Source organism: Maribellus comscasis (assembly GCF_009762775.1).
Classification (GTDB): Bacteria; Bacteroidota; Bacteroidia; order Bacteroidales; family Prolixibacteraceae; genus Draconibacterium; species Draconibacterium comscasis.
The window spans coordinates 2,016,780-2,036,096 of sequence record NZ_CP046401.1 but is presented as its reverse complement, the minus strand read 5'-3'; the positions used below and the strand labels follow the sequence as shown (position 1 = coordinate 2,036,096).

Genomic DNA, 19,317 nt, shown 5'->3' with positions numbered 1-19,317 from the left:
TTAGGGGAGGTTTGGAGGGGTAAAACGAAAGCTGGTTATAAAATGAAAGTTTCATTTTAATTTATTTTACTTTTTGGACAAGCACTTTTATTTCGTTATTCTTTTATTCCCGTCAAAGAGAAGGTAAAAAATCTGTTTTGAACCTTAGAAGCTGTCTTAAATTTCTAACAGGTTTTCTTTCCCCTCATTTATCAATCTCAAAATTAATTCACCAAAAAGTGTATTTGCCCAGGCAAACCAGGAGCGGGTAAAATTTGCAGGGTCATCTTTATGAAATGTTTCATGCATAAAACCGGTATCCGCATCCGTGTTACGCAATGTTTTAATACACCATGCTATTTCATTGTCGGAGGAACTGGTATTGGCCCGCATAATGATACTCATTGGCCAAACCATATTATACCCCACATGTGGACCGCCAATCCCTTCGGCTGCTTTTCCTTTAAAAAAGTATGGATTATCTTCACTCCAAACCAGTTTGCGTGTGTTTTGATAAATTTTGTCGTTTTTATCCACTAAACCAAGATAGGGTAGTGCCAGTAAACTCGGTACATTGGCATCGTCCATAAATGTGTGGTTGCCAAAGCCATCTACTTCAAAAGTATACACTTTTCCGTATTTGGGATGCTCAACGACGGCGTATTTTTTTATTGCATTTTCTACTTCATTTGCAAGTTCGTTGCATTCTTTTGCAAAGGTTTTATTGCCGGTAATTTTGGTACTAATTTCCGCCAGCTGTCTTAATGAAACAACCGCAAATAAATTCGAAGGGATTAAAAAGCCGTAAGTCGTTGCGTCATCCGACGGGCGGAATGCAGAGTTAATCAATCCAACCGGATTTAACGGACGTCCCCAGCCGTTATTTGATAAAGTATCCAATTGTTTGGCTGTAGTTCTTTCAAATTTATACGGGCCTAAGCCGTCTTTTCGTTGCTGGGTTTTAAATGTTTCAACAATTGTTTTGGCAGCTTTTTGCCAGTCACTGTCAAAAACGGAGGCGTCGCTGGTTATTTTCCAGTAGTTGTAGGCTAACCGTACAGTATAACAAAGCGAATCAATCTCCCATTTTCGTTCATGCAGACCTTGTTTCATATCCGTATGGTCGCTCATCCAGTGAACCTCTTCTTTTTCTGTTTTATTGAAGGCATTGGCGTAAGAATCGAGCAAAACACATTGTGTCTGACGATTGACAACTCCGGCAATCAGTTTTTTTAATTGCTCATCCTCGCTGGTTAATGGTAAATAAGGCCAAACCTGTGCGGTGGAATCGCGAAGCCACATGGCATGAATATCTCCGGTAATGACAAAAGTATCAGGTTTTCCGTTTTTGGTTCCAAACTCCACTGTTGTGTCTAATGTGTTTGGATAACAATTTTCAAACATCCAGGCCAGTTTTGGGTCTTTAATTTTTGCCTTTGTTTCTGCAATAGCTTTTTCCACGGCTTTTGATGTGAAGTTACGTTTGCTCACTGCCGGTCTGTTGCTTGTATAGCCTTTTTTACCCGAAGCTGCCAACACTCCTGAAGTTCCGGCAAAAGCCAATCCTGCTACGGTTAAGGTCCCGGTTTTTATAAATTCTCTCCTTTTTGTCATCTTTCAGTATCTTAATATTGTTGATTATTCTGTTTTGATAATAATATTCCCTCCGGTTTTCAATTGTTTGTCTGAAATAAAATAGCTGTTAATTTTTTCTTTATTGAAGGTTATCTCTTTGATTTTTTTGCCATTATTTTCTTTTTGAATAACAGATTTTTTTTCACCTGTTAAATTTAACTCAATCTTATCGAATACAGGAACAGAAACGATATATTCTGCATTCGCGGGGGAGTAAGGATAAAATCCCATGGCAGCAAAAACGTACCACGACGACATTTCGCCTGCATCATCCATCCCGCAGAGTGCCAGTCCGTGTTCTCCCATTCCGTAAAAATGATTCATAATACTGTCGAGCATAATCTGCGATTTTTCCTGCTTATCGATAAAAGTGTACAGATACGGTGCACTGTGGGCCGGTTGATTTCCATGGCAGTATTGCCCGATGAAAGATGAAACGTTTCGTGCGATGTAATTTCCATTCCAGGGAATAGAAAACAACGAATCAAGTTTGTTTTCAAATTCTTCTTTGTTAGAATAAAGGCCAATCAGGCCTTTGGTGTCGTGTGGCGCAAAAAAGGTTGATTGCCATGCATTGGCTTCGCGGTACATGTATTCGTAGTAGGGATATTCAGGATTAAAATTACTGACCCAGTCTCCGTTTTCCAGTTTCCCCCGCATTAGACCGGTAGACGGATCAAACAGATTTTTATAATTTTTTGTACGGTCCATTAGCATTTTGTAGTCGTCTGTTTTTCCCAACTCTTTGGCAAGCAATGCTACTGCATAATCGTCATAAGCAAATTCCAGCGTTTTGGTAACTCCTGCTTTTGCTTTGGTTTCCACATGTGGATTTTCAACTTCAGGTGTTGAAATATATCCTTTTTTAACGTATTCTGAAATATATGGTCGTGTGCCACCTTCTTTGGTCGCATTGTTCAGCAGCAACTGGTAGGCGCTATTTATGTCATAATCTTTAATACCTCGCAAATAGGAGCCGGAAATAAAAGGTGCAGCATGGTCACCATGAAAAAAGGTGGGCATAAAACCGGTTTTTTCTCCTTTATCGATTAGCGACTGAATAACATCGGCGGTGACAGCGGGTGATAACATACTGAGCAGAACCAGTTTATTTCGGTAGGTATCCCATAATGAAGGATTTGTATAATAGCGAAAGCCTTTGTTTACGACATTTCCGCCGGCATCGGTAAAATCACCGTTGACATCGCTGCGTAATGCCGGCCACAAAAATGAGCGGTACAGTGAGGAGTAAAAAAGTTCTTTTTGACGTTCGGTTCCGCCTGTAACTTTTATTTTTGAAAGCAGCTTTTCCCATATTTCCGAGGCTTCTTTTTTTACTTCGGTAAAATCTTTTTCTGAAAGTTCAGCTTCCAGGTTTTGTTTGGCATTTTCTGTATTTACGTACGAAAGAGCTATTTGAATTTCCAAAGTTTTGCGGTTGTTGGAACTGTCAAATGAAATTACAGCGATTTGCTGACGTTCTTCACCTAAAATTTCAAGGTTCGAAATTGGCTGGTTTGCTTTGGCATAGAAATAAATATTTTCGCCTGTGTTTTGAAAGCCTTTAAAAACATTATCTCCTTCCTGGTCAATATTCCAGTCGCGTATCCTTTCGTTTGACTGCGAGAGATTTACAATCAATTTCTTCGGTTTTTCCTCAGGATATTCATATTTGTGGAAGCCGCAATGTAATGTTGTTGTCAGCTCTGTATTAATTTCATAGCGTTCCAGATAAACCTGATAATAACCTGGTTCAGCTGATTCATTTTCGTGACTGAAAGTGGACCCGAAGTCGTTTACTTCAAAATTTTCTGTAACTGGCAGAATTGGAATGTGACACAAGTTCCAGTGGCCTTTATTTGTATGAGTAAAAGCATAAATCGTTGTGTCTTCGTATTCGTACCCAGCGCCGCTGTGCCATTCGGTAATTGGGCTTAACTGTACCATGGCATTGGGCAATGAGGCGCCGGGATAGGTTAGTCCGGCCCAAACACGCCAGTCTTTTGGAGGATTGTAGCCAACGTCAACACTGTCAGTAAGAGGGGCTGTTCCCAAAAATGGATTCACGTATTTAGTAAGTTGTTTTTCGGAAATGGATTTACAGCTTGCTAAAACAACGATGGTTGACAGAATAAAAAGAATTGGTTTCATAGTAACAGGTCGAAATTTAACAGTTGTTTAAAAAGATACAAGATCTTTTGCAGTCGGTTTTTGTATTGCAATTTATTTTTTAACAGATTATTCTGATAATAATCCTTCTTCGTTTAGCAAAGCAGCTGCTTCAATCAGCATAGCTCCGCTTGTTTGTGTGGTTAAGTCTGTTGTAGTGCCCGGTTTCGATTTCCAGTATGTTCCGTATAAAACCAATTGTTTGTTTGTTCCTGTTGTCCAAAGTGTTTCTGCGTTGTATTTCAAAAATTGCAGATAGCGGTTTTGTGTTCCTGCTGACACATCGGGGTGAAGAATTAGTTGGGTAAAATATCTTACGAATATTCCTTTAAACAGACCGCCGTCGCCATTGCCTTCATCTTTTAACAAACGGTCGTTGCTGTTAACCAGATTATTCAGTGTATAATCGGCGGCTTTTTGAGCATCGTTTAAATAACCTTTTTCGCCGGTAATATTATAGAGTTCCAATGCCGAGCCAAGAAACGTTCCCTGGTTGTAAGTAAAAATCCAGGAAGTTTGTATGTCTCCGGTTCTGCTGTCAATGTTGTCGTAAACTGCACCATTGGCAGGGTTGAACAGTACTTCTTTTTCCCAGTCGTAAATTTTTATTGCCCATTCTTTATCGGCTTCGTCGCCAAATTGCTGATACAGTCGGGCTGCCAAAATACAAGCAGGTCCGTTGGAGCATGCATTTTTACTGTAAGGTTGGTCTTTTTTCCAGGCAATTCCACCACCTGCATTGTCGTTCCAGCCGGTTTTTATGTCTTCCCAAACCGAAAGAGCTGCTGTTTTGTAACGCTCATCGTTGGTAGCATTGTATGCACGGAGCATTGCCAATGCGTTCCATTCCATATCATCGTAGAATACATTGAAAAAAGTGTTTCCGTTTTTTGCATTCACACCTTCATACCAATCGTTGATTGTGGTTTTATATAAGTTATCACCTGTGCGCAAATAAGCATCTATAACCACATCCAAAGCATGTGCCTGAGGCCAGTAATGAAAGTCGGTTGAGCCATTATTCCCATAGTTGAAATATTTGTCTGAAGTATTCCAGAACGAATAAATAAAATTTTCGCTGCTACTGTCGGCAGCAGTGGTCCAGTCAATTACATCATCTTCGCCGCCGTCAATTATCGTCTCTTCTTTTTCGCATGCCTGAAACATCCCCAGAACCGCAATTAATATGAAATAATATATCTTTTTCATTACTGTAACTTTATTTTTATTAAAATAATTTTGGGGCAGACATTTAAGCCTGCCCCAATTCAATATGTTTTTTATTTCAACTATTGATCTCCCACTTTTTCTATTTTGTGAGTGTATGGTCCGTCGGCAGTGAAATATACCGTTACATCAACGATAGCCATATCCATTTCGCCGGCAAATTTCCATTTGTCGGACCAGATATCGTCGGTTGCCGGAGCCATGTAATAATAGGAATCAGGGCTGTCGGCATTCGGGCGGCTGTCGGTGGAATTTAGCGTACCCCACCATTCTGTTACAGTATCTCCTGCACTGTTAATTGTTGTCAGCGTAAATTTATATCGTTCGTCGCGTCCCCAACTTTCCTGTTTGAATTCGATGGGTTCAGAATTGGCTTTCCAAACTCCACTTCCCTGGTAGTCAAGCGAGAATAATGCTGTGTTTAAAGGAGAGAAGAACAACTGAACATCGGTTATTTGGGTATAGACTGCTGAACCAACATTAAAATCGAGGTTGATTCGGTAAACACCTGTTTCAGCAACTGTACTGGTTGATTCGCCTTCTTTTAGCAATCCGTTTTCAGTATAAAACTGTCTTGGTGTTCCGGAATTAGCATCGGTAAAGTAGTATGCTTCGCCGGCAGTAAGTTTGGTATAAATTTCATATTCTCCAACTGCTGTGCCTTTCATTAAACTTGCCTGCGACAAATCGTCCCCGCCTTCAGAACCTTCACCAGTAACATAAACATCAACCGGGACATCGGCAAAACCTGCCAGGCGTGTAATTTCGATTGTGCGTATCTCGTTGGCCTGGAGTTCATTGATTCCTTTTGAAGAAAAAACAGTCCAGATTAATGTCCCTGTTTCTGCAGAAGGAATTCCTGCCAGTTCACCAATTTTATTTAATTGTTTATGTGAGATAGTAGCGTGGTTGTATCCTCCTGTATTGTCGCTGGCCATTTTATAAATCGGATTTGTGAAATCGCCGCCTTCAACATCAAAGGCCACTTCGTATAAAACCATTCCGCTGTCTTCAGCCTTGGCCGGTTCCCATTCAAAGTAAACGGAAGCCGATGCAGAACTTTGTAAAACTACTGATTTGCCATCGGCAGGCTCGTAAAAAGCGTTAACCGCAGTTACGTTGGTATCTCTCAGATGTTCATCTTCTTCACAACCAAGGAAGGCAAAAATTAGAGAAGATAATACTGTTAGTTTGAATAATATCTTTTTCATGATTCTATCAATTTTTAATGCTATTCTAAGTTTAAATTTGTTTTTTTAGTATCCGGGATTTTGACCGAGATTTGGGTTTAAGTCTTTCTGTGATTGTGGAACAGCCCACAGATAATCGCGCTCCGGATTAAAAGCTCGCTGGTCGAGGCGGATGTAACCGTCATCAATGGACGAATCTCCGTATTGGGCTCCGTGAGGATAGCCATTCAGTGCGTCTTCGGCGGTTTCCCAGCGGCGAAGATCAAATATTCTCAATCCTTCCAATGCCAGTTCAACGCGTCTTTCATTTCTGATAATGGACCTTAAATCGGCAGTACTCCACGAAGAATCAAAAACCAATGCTTCAGGATCGGTAAAACCGGCACGTTCACGTATGGCGCGTATGGTTTCGTTCCACACTGTTTCGTTCATTTCACCCAATTCATTTTTAGCTTCCGCATACATCAGCAATACATCGGCATAACGGATGAGAATAAGGTTCAACCCAGATGTAAAGCTCGCCAATGATGTTGGGTCGTAATACTTTCTCATATAATACCCTGTAGATGTTGAGTTTGTACCCTGTCCCTGGTATTCGTCAACAGCAGCTGATTCGTCGGGCGCTGTTCCCGGTTGGATATAAATGGTTTGAATGCTGCCATCCGGTTTTTGCCAGGAGAATTCATGATAGACCACAGTGGCCGTCAATCTTGGATCCCGATTTACATAAGGATCATTTTCCTCGTAACCCGAGCCGGTTACATCAATTGGTTTTCCATTTAACATTACGTAGCTGTCAACGAGTTCCTGTGTTGGTGCCATCTGGTTCACACGTGCTCCAACTGAAAGCGGAGCCAGGTCGTAGTAATTGCCCCAGGTGCGAAGCGAGGGAACATAACCCAGGTCAAGAATTACCTCGTCGTTATATTCGTTTTCAGGAAGAAATAATCCTTCATATGAAGAGAAGAGAGTATAGTCACCATAACTGTCTGAATTGATCAGCGTTTCGCAATTGGTAACAACATTTTCCCAATCGTTGCTGTACAAATAAGTACGGGCTTTAAAAGCAGCAACAGCTCCTGAAGTAATGCGGCCAATATCTTCATCTGCATATTCTTCTTTTGTTGGCAACACACTTGCAACAGCATCCAGCTCACTTCGCACAAAAGCCAAAACGTCACTTTGCGAAGTACGGCTGATTTCTTTTGATTCCGATAATGTTAAATCATGATCAAAAAGAGGTACGTCGCCAAACCAGGTAGTTAAACGGAAAAACAAATAGGCCCTGATAAAACGGGCTTCTGCCACCATTCTTGTTTTTAATACATCATCCATGTCTGGCACGCGATCCACATTTTCCAAAAATGTGTGACAGGTTTTTATTCCTTCATAGCAGTTTTTCCATTCGTTGGCAAAACGTCCGTTTGAAGCGTCTGCCTGTCCGGAAGAGATTGCTTTTTCTGAACTTGAGCCACGTCCTTCGTAAATATTGTCTGATAAAGCTTCTGTTGAGAAAAAGTAATCGTTGTTATACATCTGACTGTAAGCCATGTTTAAGACCATATTGGCTTTTTCGGCTGAAGTCCAGTAGTTGTCTTCTGTAAATTTGTTCGTGGGAGCAAGGTCCAAATCATTACACGATGTAAACGTAAGTAGAATGGCGCTTGCTATCACTGCACTATATTTTGAAAATATCTTTTTCATTGTCATTCTTTTTTAAAATTCCAACTCTAAACCAAACCCATAGTACTTTAAGGTGGGATAATTACGTCCGCTGTTTGCTCCTGTGCCTCCGGTTCCACCCATGTTGCTTCCAAATTCTGTCGATTCAGGATCGATGAACGAAACTTTTGCCAGTGTAAATAGATTCTGTGCATTGGCACTAATGCGTAATTTCTGAATACCCAAGCGCGAAGTAATTTTTTGCGGAATGGTGTATCCTAACTGAATGTTTTTCAGACGTACATATGCTGCGCTGAACATATAGATATCCGAACTTTTCTGGTAGTTGTTTGTGTTTGAGGCGGATCCCGGCGCCGATAATCGTGGCCATTTTGCATAGGTATTGGTTGGCGTCCAGTAGTCCAGCTGGTGTGTATACATTACATAGGAATAATTGGCATGGAAGGGTTCCACCAATTCACCACGCAAAAACATATCACGTTTTCCTACGCCCTGAAAGAGCATAGACAAATCAAAACCTTTCCATTTCAAATCGTATGTTAACCCAAAGGTGTAACGCGGAAAAGCATTCCCCAAAATCTGTCGATCTTTGTCATCAATAACTCCGTCGTTATTGGTGTCAACATATTTTACATCGCCCGGTTGAACAGTTGCGCCAATAGGTAAGGCACTGTTTTCAATCTCTTCGTAGCTTTGAAACAGTCCGTCGGTTTTGTATCCAAAATAGGATCCCAGCGCTTCACCTTCGCGGATGATTTTTAACATCTGGTCGCTGGAGTCAATTTGCTCGTTGCCACCAAAATCAGTCACCTCATTTTTTGCATCAGCAATATTTAAACGGATATTGTGGTTAAAAGCTCCTGTTCTGGCATTATAACTAATTGTAGCTTCCCAGCCGGTATTTTTCATTTCGCCGGCATTTTCTTTGGCTACAGCACCACCAAAAACAGATGGAACAACCGGTGTTAGCAGGATGTTGGACGTAACTTTGTTAAAATAATCAAGCGAAACATAGAGTTTATTTTGAAAGAAAGTTGCATCAAGACCAATGTTAAAGTTAGCCGATTCTTCCCACTGTAGTTCGCTGTTTCCAAAATCGAAACCAGTACCTGATACCGAATTGTTATTAAATCCGTAAATGTTTGTATAAACCGTGTAAGTCGTGAAATAAGAATAATCGTCAACATTCTGATTTCCGAGCACACCATATGAACCACGGAGTTTTAGATCGCCGAAGCGGCTTTTGTAATTTTCCATAAAACTTTCTTCAGACAAACGCCATGCACCCGAAACTGAAGGGAAGAACCCCCATCGGTAATCTTCCGAAAATTTTGAAGAACCGTCGTAACGGAAACTGAACTCGCCGTAGTATTTGTCCTGATATGAATATCCGGCACGGCCAAAGAGTGAGTATATACTCCGTTCCTGTGTTTGAGCCGGCGTGTTGTAGCTGGTTGGGTCAATTTCAGTTTCCGACTCGGGAAGTCCTAGATCGCGGTCAGTATACTTCATTTTGATTTCGTTGGCCTGACGAGTGTACGATTCATTTGAAACACCAATCAAACCAGAAACGTTATGAACATCGTCGAACGTACGATTATAGTCAAGCAGAAACTGGGTGTTCAAAATGTATTTTTTCTCGTTATAATCTTCCGTGTTTCTGGTACTGTTTGCGTAAGAGTTGGGTGTAGTTGCAGTTTCGCTGGAATAAAACGGAACCTCAAGTCCGCGGATATAACGGTGGTTCGCGCTCAAATCCAGACCAACAACTCCTTTTGCTGTTAAGCCATTTGCTACTTCCAGCTCAAGATTTAAATTACCTAAAAAATTGTCATTGTCTTTTTTCTGAAATCCTCCGGCTTCAAGCAATCCCAAAGGATTAAATTCCGACAAAACATCGTTAATAATATAGTTGCCATTTTCGCCTTTCATTTTATAATAATAGTAAGGAGGAATACGCCCACCGTCAACAATGAGTGTTCCTGCACTTGCATTTGGCGCATTTTGCATGGTACGGTTAAAAGCCATTAACGCTCCAACTTTTAATTTGCCATATTCGCTGGTAAGATTGGTCCGGAAGTTATAACGTTCAACACCAAAATCGCCCACGAAGTTACTTTTCTGGTTGTAATATCCGGTTGATATCATGTAAGTTGATGTCTCACTTCCTCCTGAAATACTGGCATTGTAGTTTTGCTGAACAGCATCTTGCAGGATTCCGTCAAGAAACCATTCTCCGTCGCCGTTTTCCTGTAAATCGCGAATCTCAGCCGGTGTAAAAACCGGAGATGAACCGCCGTTTAGCAGTGCTTGATTTTTTAGCAAGGCATTTTCGTAGCCTTTAACCGGACTGTAAAGCAGGTTGGGAACCTGAAGTCCGACCATTGAATTAAGGCGAACAGTTGGTTTATCGCCCTTTTTACCCATTTTGGTTGTAACCAGTATTACCCCGTTTGACGAACGTGAGCCGTAAATTGCTGCACTACCGGCGTCTTTTAAAACAGAAATATTTTCAATGTCGGCCGGGTTAATTTCATTTAAGCTTTCAACCTCCGTAATCATTCCGTCAATTACAATCAGTGGGTCGTTGTTATTCATGGTGCTGATACCACGAATATTAATGTTCATACTGTTGTCGTTTGGGTTCATGCTTTTTTGCTGAATAACCAGGTTTGCCGATGCTCCCTGCAGGGCCTGCATGGTGTTTCCAACCGGTCTTTCTTCAATAAGACTGGAGCTTATCTGATCAACAGAACCAATCAGGTTTTTCTTTTGGCGGCTGCCATATCCGATAGCAACCACTTCCTGTAACCCGATTGTTTCTTCCTCCATAACAATATTGATTGTTGTTTGATTATTTACCGCAACTTCCTGAGTTTTCATTCCTACAAATGAAAATTGCAGAATAACATTTTCGGGTACTTCGGTAAGCGAATATTCGCCATCAAAATTTGTAACCGTTCCATGTGTGGTTCCTTTAATAATAATTGAAACTCCTGGCAGCGGTTGTCCACCCTGATCGGTAATTTTCCCTGAAACTGTCTTTTCCTGCTGGAGTGGTGTGCTTTTTGTCGTCTCTGATTCTTTGATTCTCTCAATTAAAATCAGGTTGTCGTTTACCTCTTTGAAAGTATATGGTAAATCAATAAATGCAGCCTCCAGAATATTGCCAATTGATTTATTTTCCATTTTGATGGTAACTTTCCGGTTGACATCAATGTCTTCGTTGTTGTAAAAGAAACGGTAGTTGCTCTTGTTTTCAATCTGTGTGAAAAGCTCCTGCAGTGTGGAGTTCTCAACTTTTACATTCATTTTTGTGTTCTGCGACCAAACTGATGCAGACACATTAAAAGTTAAAATGAAAATCAAGAATCCTGTTATTCTCATAATAAGAAATAATTTTTTCACTGCCTTTCCCGGTTTGCCAGGTAGGCATCTTCGACTAAAATTCATAAATTAGATCCTTTAAAATTGTTAAACTTCGGTTTGATTATTTAGTGGGGAAGTGTGCGAGACTTCCCCATCTTTTTTGTGAAGTGTTTTTTGAAATATTTTCTATGTTTTCATTGTTTTAGTTATTTATTGGTTTGATTATAAAAAGTTACTTTATTTCCATCTATTTTGTATTCAACTGATTGTGCCAGGCTGAAATACGACATGACTTCCAGGATGCTTTCCCTTTCAATTGTTCCGGTGTATCTTCGTTTTTTAACCTGATCGTCGGCCAGTACGATATCAACGTCAAACCAACGCTCCAGCTTTTTTTCCAATTCTTCCAACGATTCATTTCTGAATACCAGCCGGCCGTCTTTCCATTCCGTTTCTGGTGAAGTATCCGAAAGTTCAAACAAAGCCATCTCTTTGGTTTGATTGTCGTATTTTAACTTTTGACCGGGTTTGATTATCGTGGAATTTTCTAATCCGCTTACTTTCAGGCTTCCTTCAACCAAGGTTGCTGAAACGTGGTTTTCATCGGGATAGGCTTTTAAGTTAAACTCGGTGCCAAGTACTTCCACATGAACATCGCCACTTTTTACAGTGAAAGGATTTTTTTTGTCCTTAACAACTGAAAAGTATGCTTCGCCTTCAAGGAAAACCTGACGTTCTCCTTTTTTGAAATTGTTGCTAAATTGTAAAGTACTTCCTGAGTTTAACCAAACGCGCGAACTGTCTGGAAGGTAAATCATCGATTTATCGCCAGGTACACAGTTTACTGTTGAGAAAGAATCAACTATATTGTTGTGTTTGCCGGCGAAATAACTGAGGGGGATACTAACAACCAGCAGAAAAATAGCCGCGTATTTAAGTACATTGAAAATAACAACGCGACTTTCGTTTTGCTGTTTTTTATAATTTGTCTTTTCTCTGAATTCCAGAATTGCCTGTTCAAGGTTATACTCGTCGGCATTTGTTTTAATACCGCTGGCAAGCCACAAGTCTTTCAACTCGCTGTATAGCTGTTTATTCCCGTCTGACTGGTTTAACCAAACCCGAATCGATTTCTTTTCGTCAGGGCTGGCTTCGCCTGTGAACAATCGGATTATCGATATTTGAATATCTTCGTTAAAGTCCATTTTTAAGTTTATTCATTACTATGATGTGGCTTTATAAAAAACCCTGTATCAAAAATTAATTTTTTCAATCTTTTTATTGTCGATTGGGATGTTCCTTTTTGTCGGGAGGTTATTTACAGGCTTTTAAACAATATAAAGAAAAGAAAGTCGGGAAGTGAATTTTTTAAATCTTCGCGCAGTTTTAGCATGGCTTTCGACAAATGCATTTCTACTGTTTTTATTGAAAGTCCCATTAATTCTGCAATTTCTTTATTTTTTTTCCCTTCAAAACGTTTTAGTTTAAAAGCCTTTTTTTGTTGTTCGGGGAGTCGGTTTACTGCTTCTTCAATTTTTTCTGAAATATTGTTTTTTATAATGCTTTGTTCCAAAACCTCTTCAGGTGAGAAGGAAAACTCAATATTGTTTACTTCTCTGTCGCTAAAAAACTCTTTTAGCTTGTTCTCTTTTTCCAGCTTTCTTAAATAGTAAAGTGAGTTGTTTACTACCGATTTAAACAAATAGGACTTTAAAGAGGTGTTTATTTTGAGTTTTTTACGGTTTTCCCAGATGCTAAAGAAGATGTCAGAAACAATTTCCTCGGCTACATCTTTTCGCCCGACATATTTTTGGGAATACGCACAAAGCGAAACGTAATATTCGTTAAAGAGATAAACGAAAGTGCTTTCATCTCCTTTTTTTAGTCCTCTAATTATTTCTTTCTCACTTGTTTTCATTCCAAAATAATGGCGCAAATATAGAAATAACAACGCAAAGTTAACCTTATATTTAACAGCAAGTTGAACTTAATGGGTTGAAGTATATTTACTTAATTTAAAAAATCAGCTAAAAGAGAATGTTTTATTCCTGTATAAAAGTACGCTGGACATAGCGGAATTGATTTTTTGACAGCATCTCAAAAAATTCTTTTTACAGAGACGATTATCAAAGGGAAACCTGGCGATGTTGCAGGTTCGTGGGACGAATAGTTTTCTGGAGTGTTGCAGATTCCGGCAGACTGGACAATTGAAATCTACGGGCATAATAATCCCATGTGTGAAAATTACAAGACGAGTCAAATTTGAGTTTTTTCAATTTCAGTTTTACAGAAACTGCTTTCAAAAGCTAAAACGGAAATCGAAACGACTTTTTAAATTTGCTTACAATAATTTCAGTCACACCATTTGTTTGAAAAACTTTATCTACCTTATAAAGTTTATGATTTAGGGAAATTTTATTCCCTGTTTCAGGTATTTCCAACAGATTTAGCTCTCTAATAAATTTTCTCGATTTACTAAATCTTTGGGCGTAAATTTTAACCTTTGGCATCCGTCCTACAGTATTCAGGCGTAAAAGTACAAAATGAAAGATAAACTCCAAATTGTTGGTTTATATATAGTTTGAAGAAAGCGGAAGATTAATGATTTGTTATAATTCATGCTTTATATATTGGCGAAAAAAAACGAGCACCGTAAAAGTGCTCGTTTTTAATTGTTTCCTTTTTAAAGGAGTGGTGCCACCTGGAATCGAACCAGGGACACACGGATTTTCAGTCCGTTGCTCTACCAACTGAGCTATGGCACCCCTTTATTTTGGTGTGACAAAAGTAAACAATTTTTCAAAATCACAAAGAATTTTTTTTTCAAATCAGAAATTTCACAAAAAAAATGAAATGGGTGACGTTTGTTTGTGTTCAGTCTTTCTTTTCTTACTTTTGCAGGCTCATTATTTCGATTAATGGTAGACACTGATTTTCTGACATATACATTGAAGAATGGCATTCGTGTTATTCATCAGTTTGCCGATTCACCGGTTGCGCATCTTGGAATCTTGATAAACACAGGCTCGCGCGACGAGACGGAGATGGAACACGGTTTGGCACATTTTATAGAACACTCGGTTTTTAAAGGAACAAAAAAACGAAAGGCTTTTCATGTGTTAAGCCGGATTGAAGATGTGGGAGGGGAATTAAATGCTTATACCACTAAGGAAGAAACCACACTGTATTCCACTTTTTTGGCCGAGTTTTATGAGAGGGCAGCCGAGTTGCTCGCGGATATCTTGTTTAATAGTACATATCCAGAAAAAGAACTGAACAGGGAAAAGGAAGTGATAGCAGAAGAGATTAATTCATACAAAGATTCCCCTTCGGAGTTAATTTTTGATGAATTTGAAGAGTTGGTTTTCGATGGCCACCCAATTGCACGAAATATTCTGGGAACAACAGAAAATATCAATAAATTCAATAGAAAAGCGATTTTGCAGTTTATTGAAAACAACTACCATACAAACCAAATGGTGATAAGTTCGGTTGGTAAAATCGATTTTGAAAAGCTTATAAAAGTTGTAGAAAAATATTTTGGTGAAGTCGGGGAAAAGAAAAGGGAAAAGAAAAGGGAGCGCTTTGAGTTGTATGTCCCGGTTGAAAGATTTCTCGAAAAAGATACATTTCAAACTCACTGTGTTGTTGGGAACATTGCATTTGATATCACTCATCCAAAACGTAATGTGATGGTTCTTTTGAACAACCTGCTTGGAGGTCAGTCGATGAATTCGAGGTTGAATCTCGCTCTTCGCGAACGAAAAGGAATGGCATATAATATTGAATCAAATTACACCGCCTACTCCGATACCGGACTATTCAATGTGTATTTTGGAACCGACAGGGATAATTTTGAGAAAGCTTATAAACTTGTTTTAAAGGAATTTAAACTTTTACGCGATAAAAAGCTTGGTGCGGTTCAGTTAAGTAAAGCAAAAAAACAACTAGTCGGGCAAATTGCGATTTCAACTGAAAGCCGGGAAGACCTGATGCTGACCATCGGTAAAAGTTATCTTTTATACAATAAAGTAGACCCGTTACGGGTTATTTTCGACAAAATAGAATCGATAACGGCGGAAGAACTAATGGAAGTTGCCAACGTTGTACTGGATGAAAAGTGTTTGAGCCGACTTGTTTATCAATAATTATGAATCGTTTAAAGGAAATTGACAAATACATTTTGGCACATATTGAACCGGAAGAGGAAGTTTTAAAAGAACTTGACCGGGAGACGCATCTCAAAGTGCTTGGTGCAAGAATGATCTCGGGGCATTTACAGGGGCAGGTTTTAACCATGCTTTCAAAAATGATACAACCCGATAGGATTCTGGAACTGGGAACATTTACCGGTTACTCGGCTATTTGTCTGGCAAAAGGACTAAGTGAAGGAGGAAAACTAATAACTATTGAAATTGACGATGAGCTGGAGGCGTTTGCAGCACAATATTTTGCCAAAGCCGGTATCGAAAACAAAGTGGAACAAAGGATAGGCGTTGCGTTGGAAATTATTCCAACTCTGAACGATAGCTTCGACCTTGTTTTTATGGATGCGGACAAACGTGAATATGTCGAATATTATCAATCGGTTTTTAACAAGGTAAAACCGGGAGGTTATATCATTGCTGACAATACTTTGTGGAACGGAAAAGTATTGGAAAAACAACCTGCTGCCGATGACAGGCAAACAAAAGGAATTATTCAGTTTAATACTTTGCTGAAAAATGATGACAGAGTTGAACAGGTAATTCTACCTCTGCGTGATGGTATGACAATTGTTCGCAAAAAATAAAACTCTGCACAAATCCCGGTTCAATCCATCCGAAAAAGTGAGTACCTTTAGTCGTGCAATAGTTTACTATTATTGCATAATAAAATGGTCAATATCTTCAACTTATTTTGATTAAAAGCTTATTTGTAAAAGAAGTAAATAAAGACTATTTTCAGCCTTTGATACAAGCGCTTTTTAAACACGTTATGATAAAACCACTAACTAATGATAATGCCACAGTAGCAGGCATCTGTCAGTTTTAAAAGAAAATATTTAGAAATATAATGTTTTAAGCATGTTTGGGGAGTGCACTTGTAAATAACTTTAATCGTTGATAATGAAAGATAAAACAAGTGCTGGTGAAATACTAAAAGCATTGCCTGTAACGTATTACGTGATTAATTATGATTCGAAGAAGATAATACAATCGAACGATCCGAATGTTGCGGTAAATAAAAGCATTTGTTGTGAGTATTTGTGTTTCAACGATAATGCTTGCGAAAAGCCTGAAACCTGTGTTTGCTACAAAGCCCTTGAGACCGGGAAGTCGGGGTGTATTATTGAGAAGGGAAACAGTAACAATAAAGAATTTTACAGTGCTGAATTTTCGCCTCTGGACAAGAAGCATTTGGTGGTTAGCGTAAAAAACGTAACCGATGAGTTTTTAACAAAAAAAGAACTAAAAATAAACACCAAACGCTTAAACAGAGCAGAAAGGCTGGCTGATTTTGGAAGTTGGGAGTTCAGTGTTGATGATAAAATAATGATTGCTTCTGATGGCGCTGTTAAAATTTATGGAGCTCGATCCAATCAGTTTTCACTTGAAGAAGCGCAAAACTTTCCATTAAAGAAATATAGAAAAGAGTTGAATAAGGCGCTAAAAGATTTAATAAATTTAGCTAAACCCTACAATATAAAATTTGAGATAAAACGCCCGACTGACAGTAAAATACGCCGGATTCACTCGATTGCTGAATACCGGGAAGACAAACGAATGGTTTTTGGTGTAATACACGACATTACAGAAGCAGAGGAAGCACAAAAAGCGCTGGGCGAAAGCGAAAATAATTTGAAACATTTGTTCAAAAATATGAACAGTGGTTTTGCTTATCACAAAATCATTACAGATAAAAGCGGAAAACCAATTGACTATATTTTTCTGGATGTTAACAGCAAGTTTGAAGAGATTATCGGACTAAAACGTCAGGAAATTTTAAACAGACGTGTTTTGGATATTTTACCAAATACCGAAAAATTCTGGATAGAAAGATACGGTAGAGTTGCACTTACCGGTAAACCAGATAATTTCTCGGAATACGGTTCACTCACCGGTAAATATTTTGAGGTATCAGCTTATTCACCAAAGAAAAATTATTTTGCTATTACTTTTACTGATATTTCAAAAAGGGTACAGTCTGAAATTGATTTGAAAGAGAGTTTGGAAGATTTAAGAATGGCTCAAAAATATGCCAAGATTGGAAACTGGAAATACAACAGAAAAACTGAAGAAATACAATGGTCTGAACAAATTTTTGAGATCCTGGAAAGAGAGCCATCTTTAGGGGTTATCAAGCCAATTGAAGTTTCAAAGTACCTATCGGAAAAAGATATAAAAGAGTTGGGCGCTGCCGTAACCCGGGCTTTGGTAAATAATAAAGCGTCAGAATTACAGGTTAGGATAATATTACCCGGAAATAAAACGAAATGGGCAGAAATAATATGTCAGCCGGAGAAAACCGACAATCAAAAAAGTAAAGGACAAATAATACAGGGGACGATTCAGGATATAACCGAAAGCAAAAATGCGGAAGAGGAATTAAACACTACAAATAAACTTCTTCGCACCGTAATTGACAATATTCCTGATGCAATTTATATGAAAGACACTCAGTATCGTAAGTTGATTGCAAACAAAGGAGATGCAATACACTGCGGTGTGGACGATATCAGTGAAATTATCGGGAAATCGGATTATGATATTTATCCCAAAGAAATTGCGGATATTTATACTGAAGATGACCGGAGAGTGATAGAGAAAGGAGAAACCATCATAAACAGGGAAGAGCTTCTTCCGTCGGGAGATAAAAACCGGATTATTTTAACATCTAAGTTTCCTTTAAAAAATGATAACGACAAAATAATTGGTCTGGTTGGTATAGGGCGCGATATTACTGAATTAAAAGAAAATCAGAAGAAATTGGATTTGTTCCAGTACATTATATATCAAACACCTTTGTCAGTTATGATTACCGGAACAAACGGAGAAATAGAATATGTAAACCCCGGCTTCACAAACGCAACAGGCTATAAATCAGAAGAAGTTATTGGGAAAGATCCGGGATTCTTGAAATCGGGCTTTACTGAACCTTCCCATTATAAAGAATTGTGGAATTCTATTTGTTCCGGGAAAACCTGGTATGGCGAATTTCATAATAAGAAAAAAGATGGTACTTATTTTTGGGAAAACGCTGTTATTGCACCGGTTTTTGACGATAAAGAAAAAATAATACATTTTGTAGCTATTAAGGAAGATATTACCGAAAAGAAACAGATTATAGAAGACCTTAAGATAGCCAAAGAGAAGGCGGAGGAAAGTAATCGGCTAAAGAGCAATTTCTTAACCAATTTAAGTCACGAGATACGTACTCCTTTAAACGGAATACTGGGATTTTCAAATCTTATTTGTTCGGGGACTGCCGACGCCGGGAGATTGAAATATTATGGCGAAATTGTAGAGGCCTCCGGTCGGAGATTAACAAAGGTGATTGAAGATATTATCGATATGTCTATGCTTCAATCCAATCAGCTAAAATTTGAAATTTCTGAATTTGATTTAGGTGATGTTCTTGAAGAACTGTATAATTCATACAGAGAATCGTATAAAAGTAAATTGACGGATATTGAATTCAGTTTGAAATCTTTAAAAATTGAAAATTTTGTTGTAAAATCAGATAGATTAAGAGTAAAACAAGCCTTAAATAATATAATTGAGAACGCATTTAAGTTTACCGAAAAAGGATTTATTAAATTTGGATATTTTAATTTTGATGATGAAACTGTGACCTTGTTTGTTGAGGACTCCGGGATTGGAATTGAAGAGAATAAATCGAAAATAATTTTTGAAGCCTTTAGGCAGGGAGAAGAAGGAGATTCAAGGAAATATGAAGGCTCGGGACTTGGTCTGACTATTAGTAATGCAATAATGGAAAAGTTGGGCGGAGGTGTCGAGTTTGAGTCAAAGAAAGGGGGAAGTAGTATATTCTATTTAAAATTTAAAAAATAAAAAATATGCCT

11 protein-coding genes and 1 tRNA gene are annotated in these 19,317 nt (G+C 38.6%); 3 read left to right on the top strand and 9 right to left on the bottom strand.

The window, feature by feature from the left end; all coding sequences use genetic code 11:
* Nucleotides 1-156 precede the first annotated feature (156 nt).
* The 9 genes from GM418_RS08345 to GM418_RS08305 form a co-directional block, all read right to left on the bottom strand.
* Entirely contained in the window at nt 157-1,593 is a 1,437-nt protein-coding gene (locus GM418_RS08345) for a glycoside hydrolase family 125 protein (protein ID WP_158865017.1), read from the bottom strand.
* A gap of 24 nt (nt 1,594-1,617) precedes the next feature.
* Nucleotides 1,618-3,765 (bottom strand): GH92 family glycosyl hydrolase, encoded by a 2,148-nt coding sequence (locus tag GM418_RS08340; protein ID WP_158865015.1) that lies wholly within the window; start codon nt 3,763-3,765, stop codon nt 1,618-1,620.
* Nucleotides 3,766-3,852: 87 nt separating this feature from the next.
* Complete coding sequence (locus tag GM418_RS08335) at nt 3,853-4,992, bottom strand: glycoside hydrolase family 76 protein (RefSeq protein WP_158865013.1); 1,140 nt, start codon at nt 4,990-4,992, stop codon at nt 3,853-3,855.
* Nucleotides 4,993-5,072: 80 nt separating this feature from the next.
* On the bottom strand, nt 5,073-6,221 hold the full coding sequence (locus GM418_RS08330; protein WP_158865011.1) for a SusE domain-containing protein: 1,149 nt from the start codon (nt 6,219-6,221) through the stop codon (nt 5,073-5,075).
* Between the two features lie 45 nt (nt 6,222-6,266).
* On the bottom strand, nt 6,267-7,904 hold the full coding sequence (locus tag GM418_RS08325; protein ID WP_158865009.1) for a RagB/SusD family nutrient uptake outer membrane protein: 1,638 nt from the start codon (nt 7,902-7,904) through the stop codon (nt 6,267-6,269).
* Nucleotides 7,905-7,916: 12 nt separating this feature from the next.
* On the bottom strand, nt 7,917-11,195 hold the full coding sequence (locus tag GM418_RS08320) for a TonB-dependent receptor (protein ID WP_217447740.1): 3,279 nt from the start codon (nt 11,193-11,195) through the stop codon (nt 7,917-7,919).
* Between the two features lie 263 nt (nt 11,196-11,458).
* On the bottom strand, nt 11,459-12,457 hold the full coding sequence (locus GM418_RS08315; protein ID WP_158865005.1) for a FecR family protein: 999 nt from the start codon (nt 12,455-12,457) through the stop codon (nt 11,459-11,461).
* 113 nt (nt 12,458-12,570) lie between these two features.
* Nucleotides 12,571-13,170 carry an RNA polymerase sigma-70 factor gene (locus GM418_RS08310; protein ID WP_158865003.1) on the bottom strand — a complete coding sequence of 200 codons (600 nt, stop codon included), beginning with the start codon at nt 13,168-13,170 and terminating at the stop codon, nt 12,571-12,573.
* Between the two features lie 774 nt (nt 13,171-13,944).
* A tRNA-Phe gene (locus GM418_RS08305) sits at nt 13,945-14,017 on the bottom strand.
* Nucleotides 14,018-14,170: 153 nt separating this feature from the next.
* On the opposite strand from GM418_RS08305, the gene GM418_RS08300 reads away from it, so the two are divergent.
* From GM418_RS08300 to GM418_RS08290, 3 genes are all read left to right on the top strand, one after another.
* Nucleotides 14,171-15,400 carry a M16 family metallopeptidase gene (locus tag GM418_RS08300; RefSeq protein ID WP_158865001.1) on the top strand — a complete coding sequence of 410 codons (1,230 nt, stop codon included), beginning with the start codon at nt 14,171-14,173 and terminating at the stop codon, nt 15,398-15,400.
* Between the two features lie 2 nt (nt 15,401-15,402).
* Nucleotides 15,403-16,044, top strand: a complete 642-nt coding sequence (locus tag GM418_RS08295) for an O-methyltransferase (protein ID WP_158864999.1) — start codon at nt 15,403-15,405, stop codon at nt 16,042-16,044.
* A 316-nt stretch (nt 16,045-16,360) separates the two neighbouring features.
* Nucleotides 16,361-19,306: a PAS domain S-box protein gene (locus tag GM418_RS08290; RefSeq protein WP_158864997.1), complete on the top strand. Its 2,946-nt coding sequence runs from the start codon at nt 16,361-16,363 to the stop codon at nt 19,304-19,306.
* Nucleotides 19,307-19,317 lie beyond the last annotated feature (11 nt).

Excerpts from the sequence above, each read along its gene's own strand:
- GM418_RS08345 (WP_158865017.1), bottom strand. The coding sequence starts at position 1,593 with ATGACAAAAAGGAGAGAATTTATAAAAACCGGGACCTTAACCGTAGCA.
- GM418_RS08340 (WP_158865015.1), bottom strand. The coding sequence starts at position 3,765 with ATGAAACCAATTCTTTTTATTCTGTCAACCATCGTTGTTTTAGCAAGC.
- GM418_RS08335 (WP_158865013.1), bottom strand. The coding sequence starts at position 4,992 with ATGAAAAAGATATATTATTTCATATTAATTGCGGTTCTGGGGATGTTT.
- GM418_RS08330 (WP_158865011.1), bottom strand. The coding sequence starts at position 6,221 with ATGAAAAAGATATTATTCAAACTAACAGTATTATCTTCTCTAATTTTT.
- GM418_RS08325 (WP_158865009.1), bottom strand. The coding sequence starts at position 7,904 with ATGAAAAAGATATTTTCAAAATATAGTGCAGTGATAGCAAGCGCCATT.
- GM418_RS08320 (WP_217447740.1), bottom strand. The coding sequence starts at position 11,195 with ATGAATGTAAAAGTTGAGAACTCCACACTGCAGGAGCTTTTCACACAG.
- GM418_RS08315 (WP_158865005.1), bottom strand. The coding sequence starts at position 12,457 with ATGGACTTTAACGAAGATATTCAAATATCGATAATCCGATTGTTCACA.
- GM418_RS08310 (WP_158865003.1), bottom strand. The coding sequence starts at position 13,170 with ATGAAAACAAGTGAGAAAGAAATAATTAGAGGACTAAAAAAAGGAGAT.
- GM418_RS08300 (WP_158865001.1), top strand. The coding sequence starts at position 14,171 with ATGGTAGACACTGATTTTCTGACATATACATTGAAGAATGGCATTCGT.
- GM418_RS08295 (WP_158864999.1), top strand. The coding sequence starts at position 15,403 with ATGAATCGTTTAAAGGAAATTGACAAATACATTTTGGCACATATTGAA.
- GM418_RS08290 (WP_158864997.1), top strand. The coding sequence starts at position 16,361 with ATGAAAGATAAAACAAGTGCTGGTGAAATACTAAAAGCATTGCCTGTA.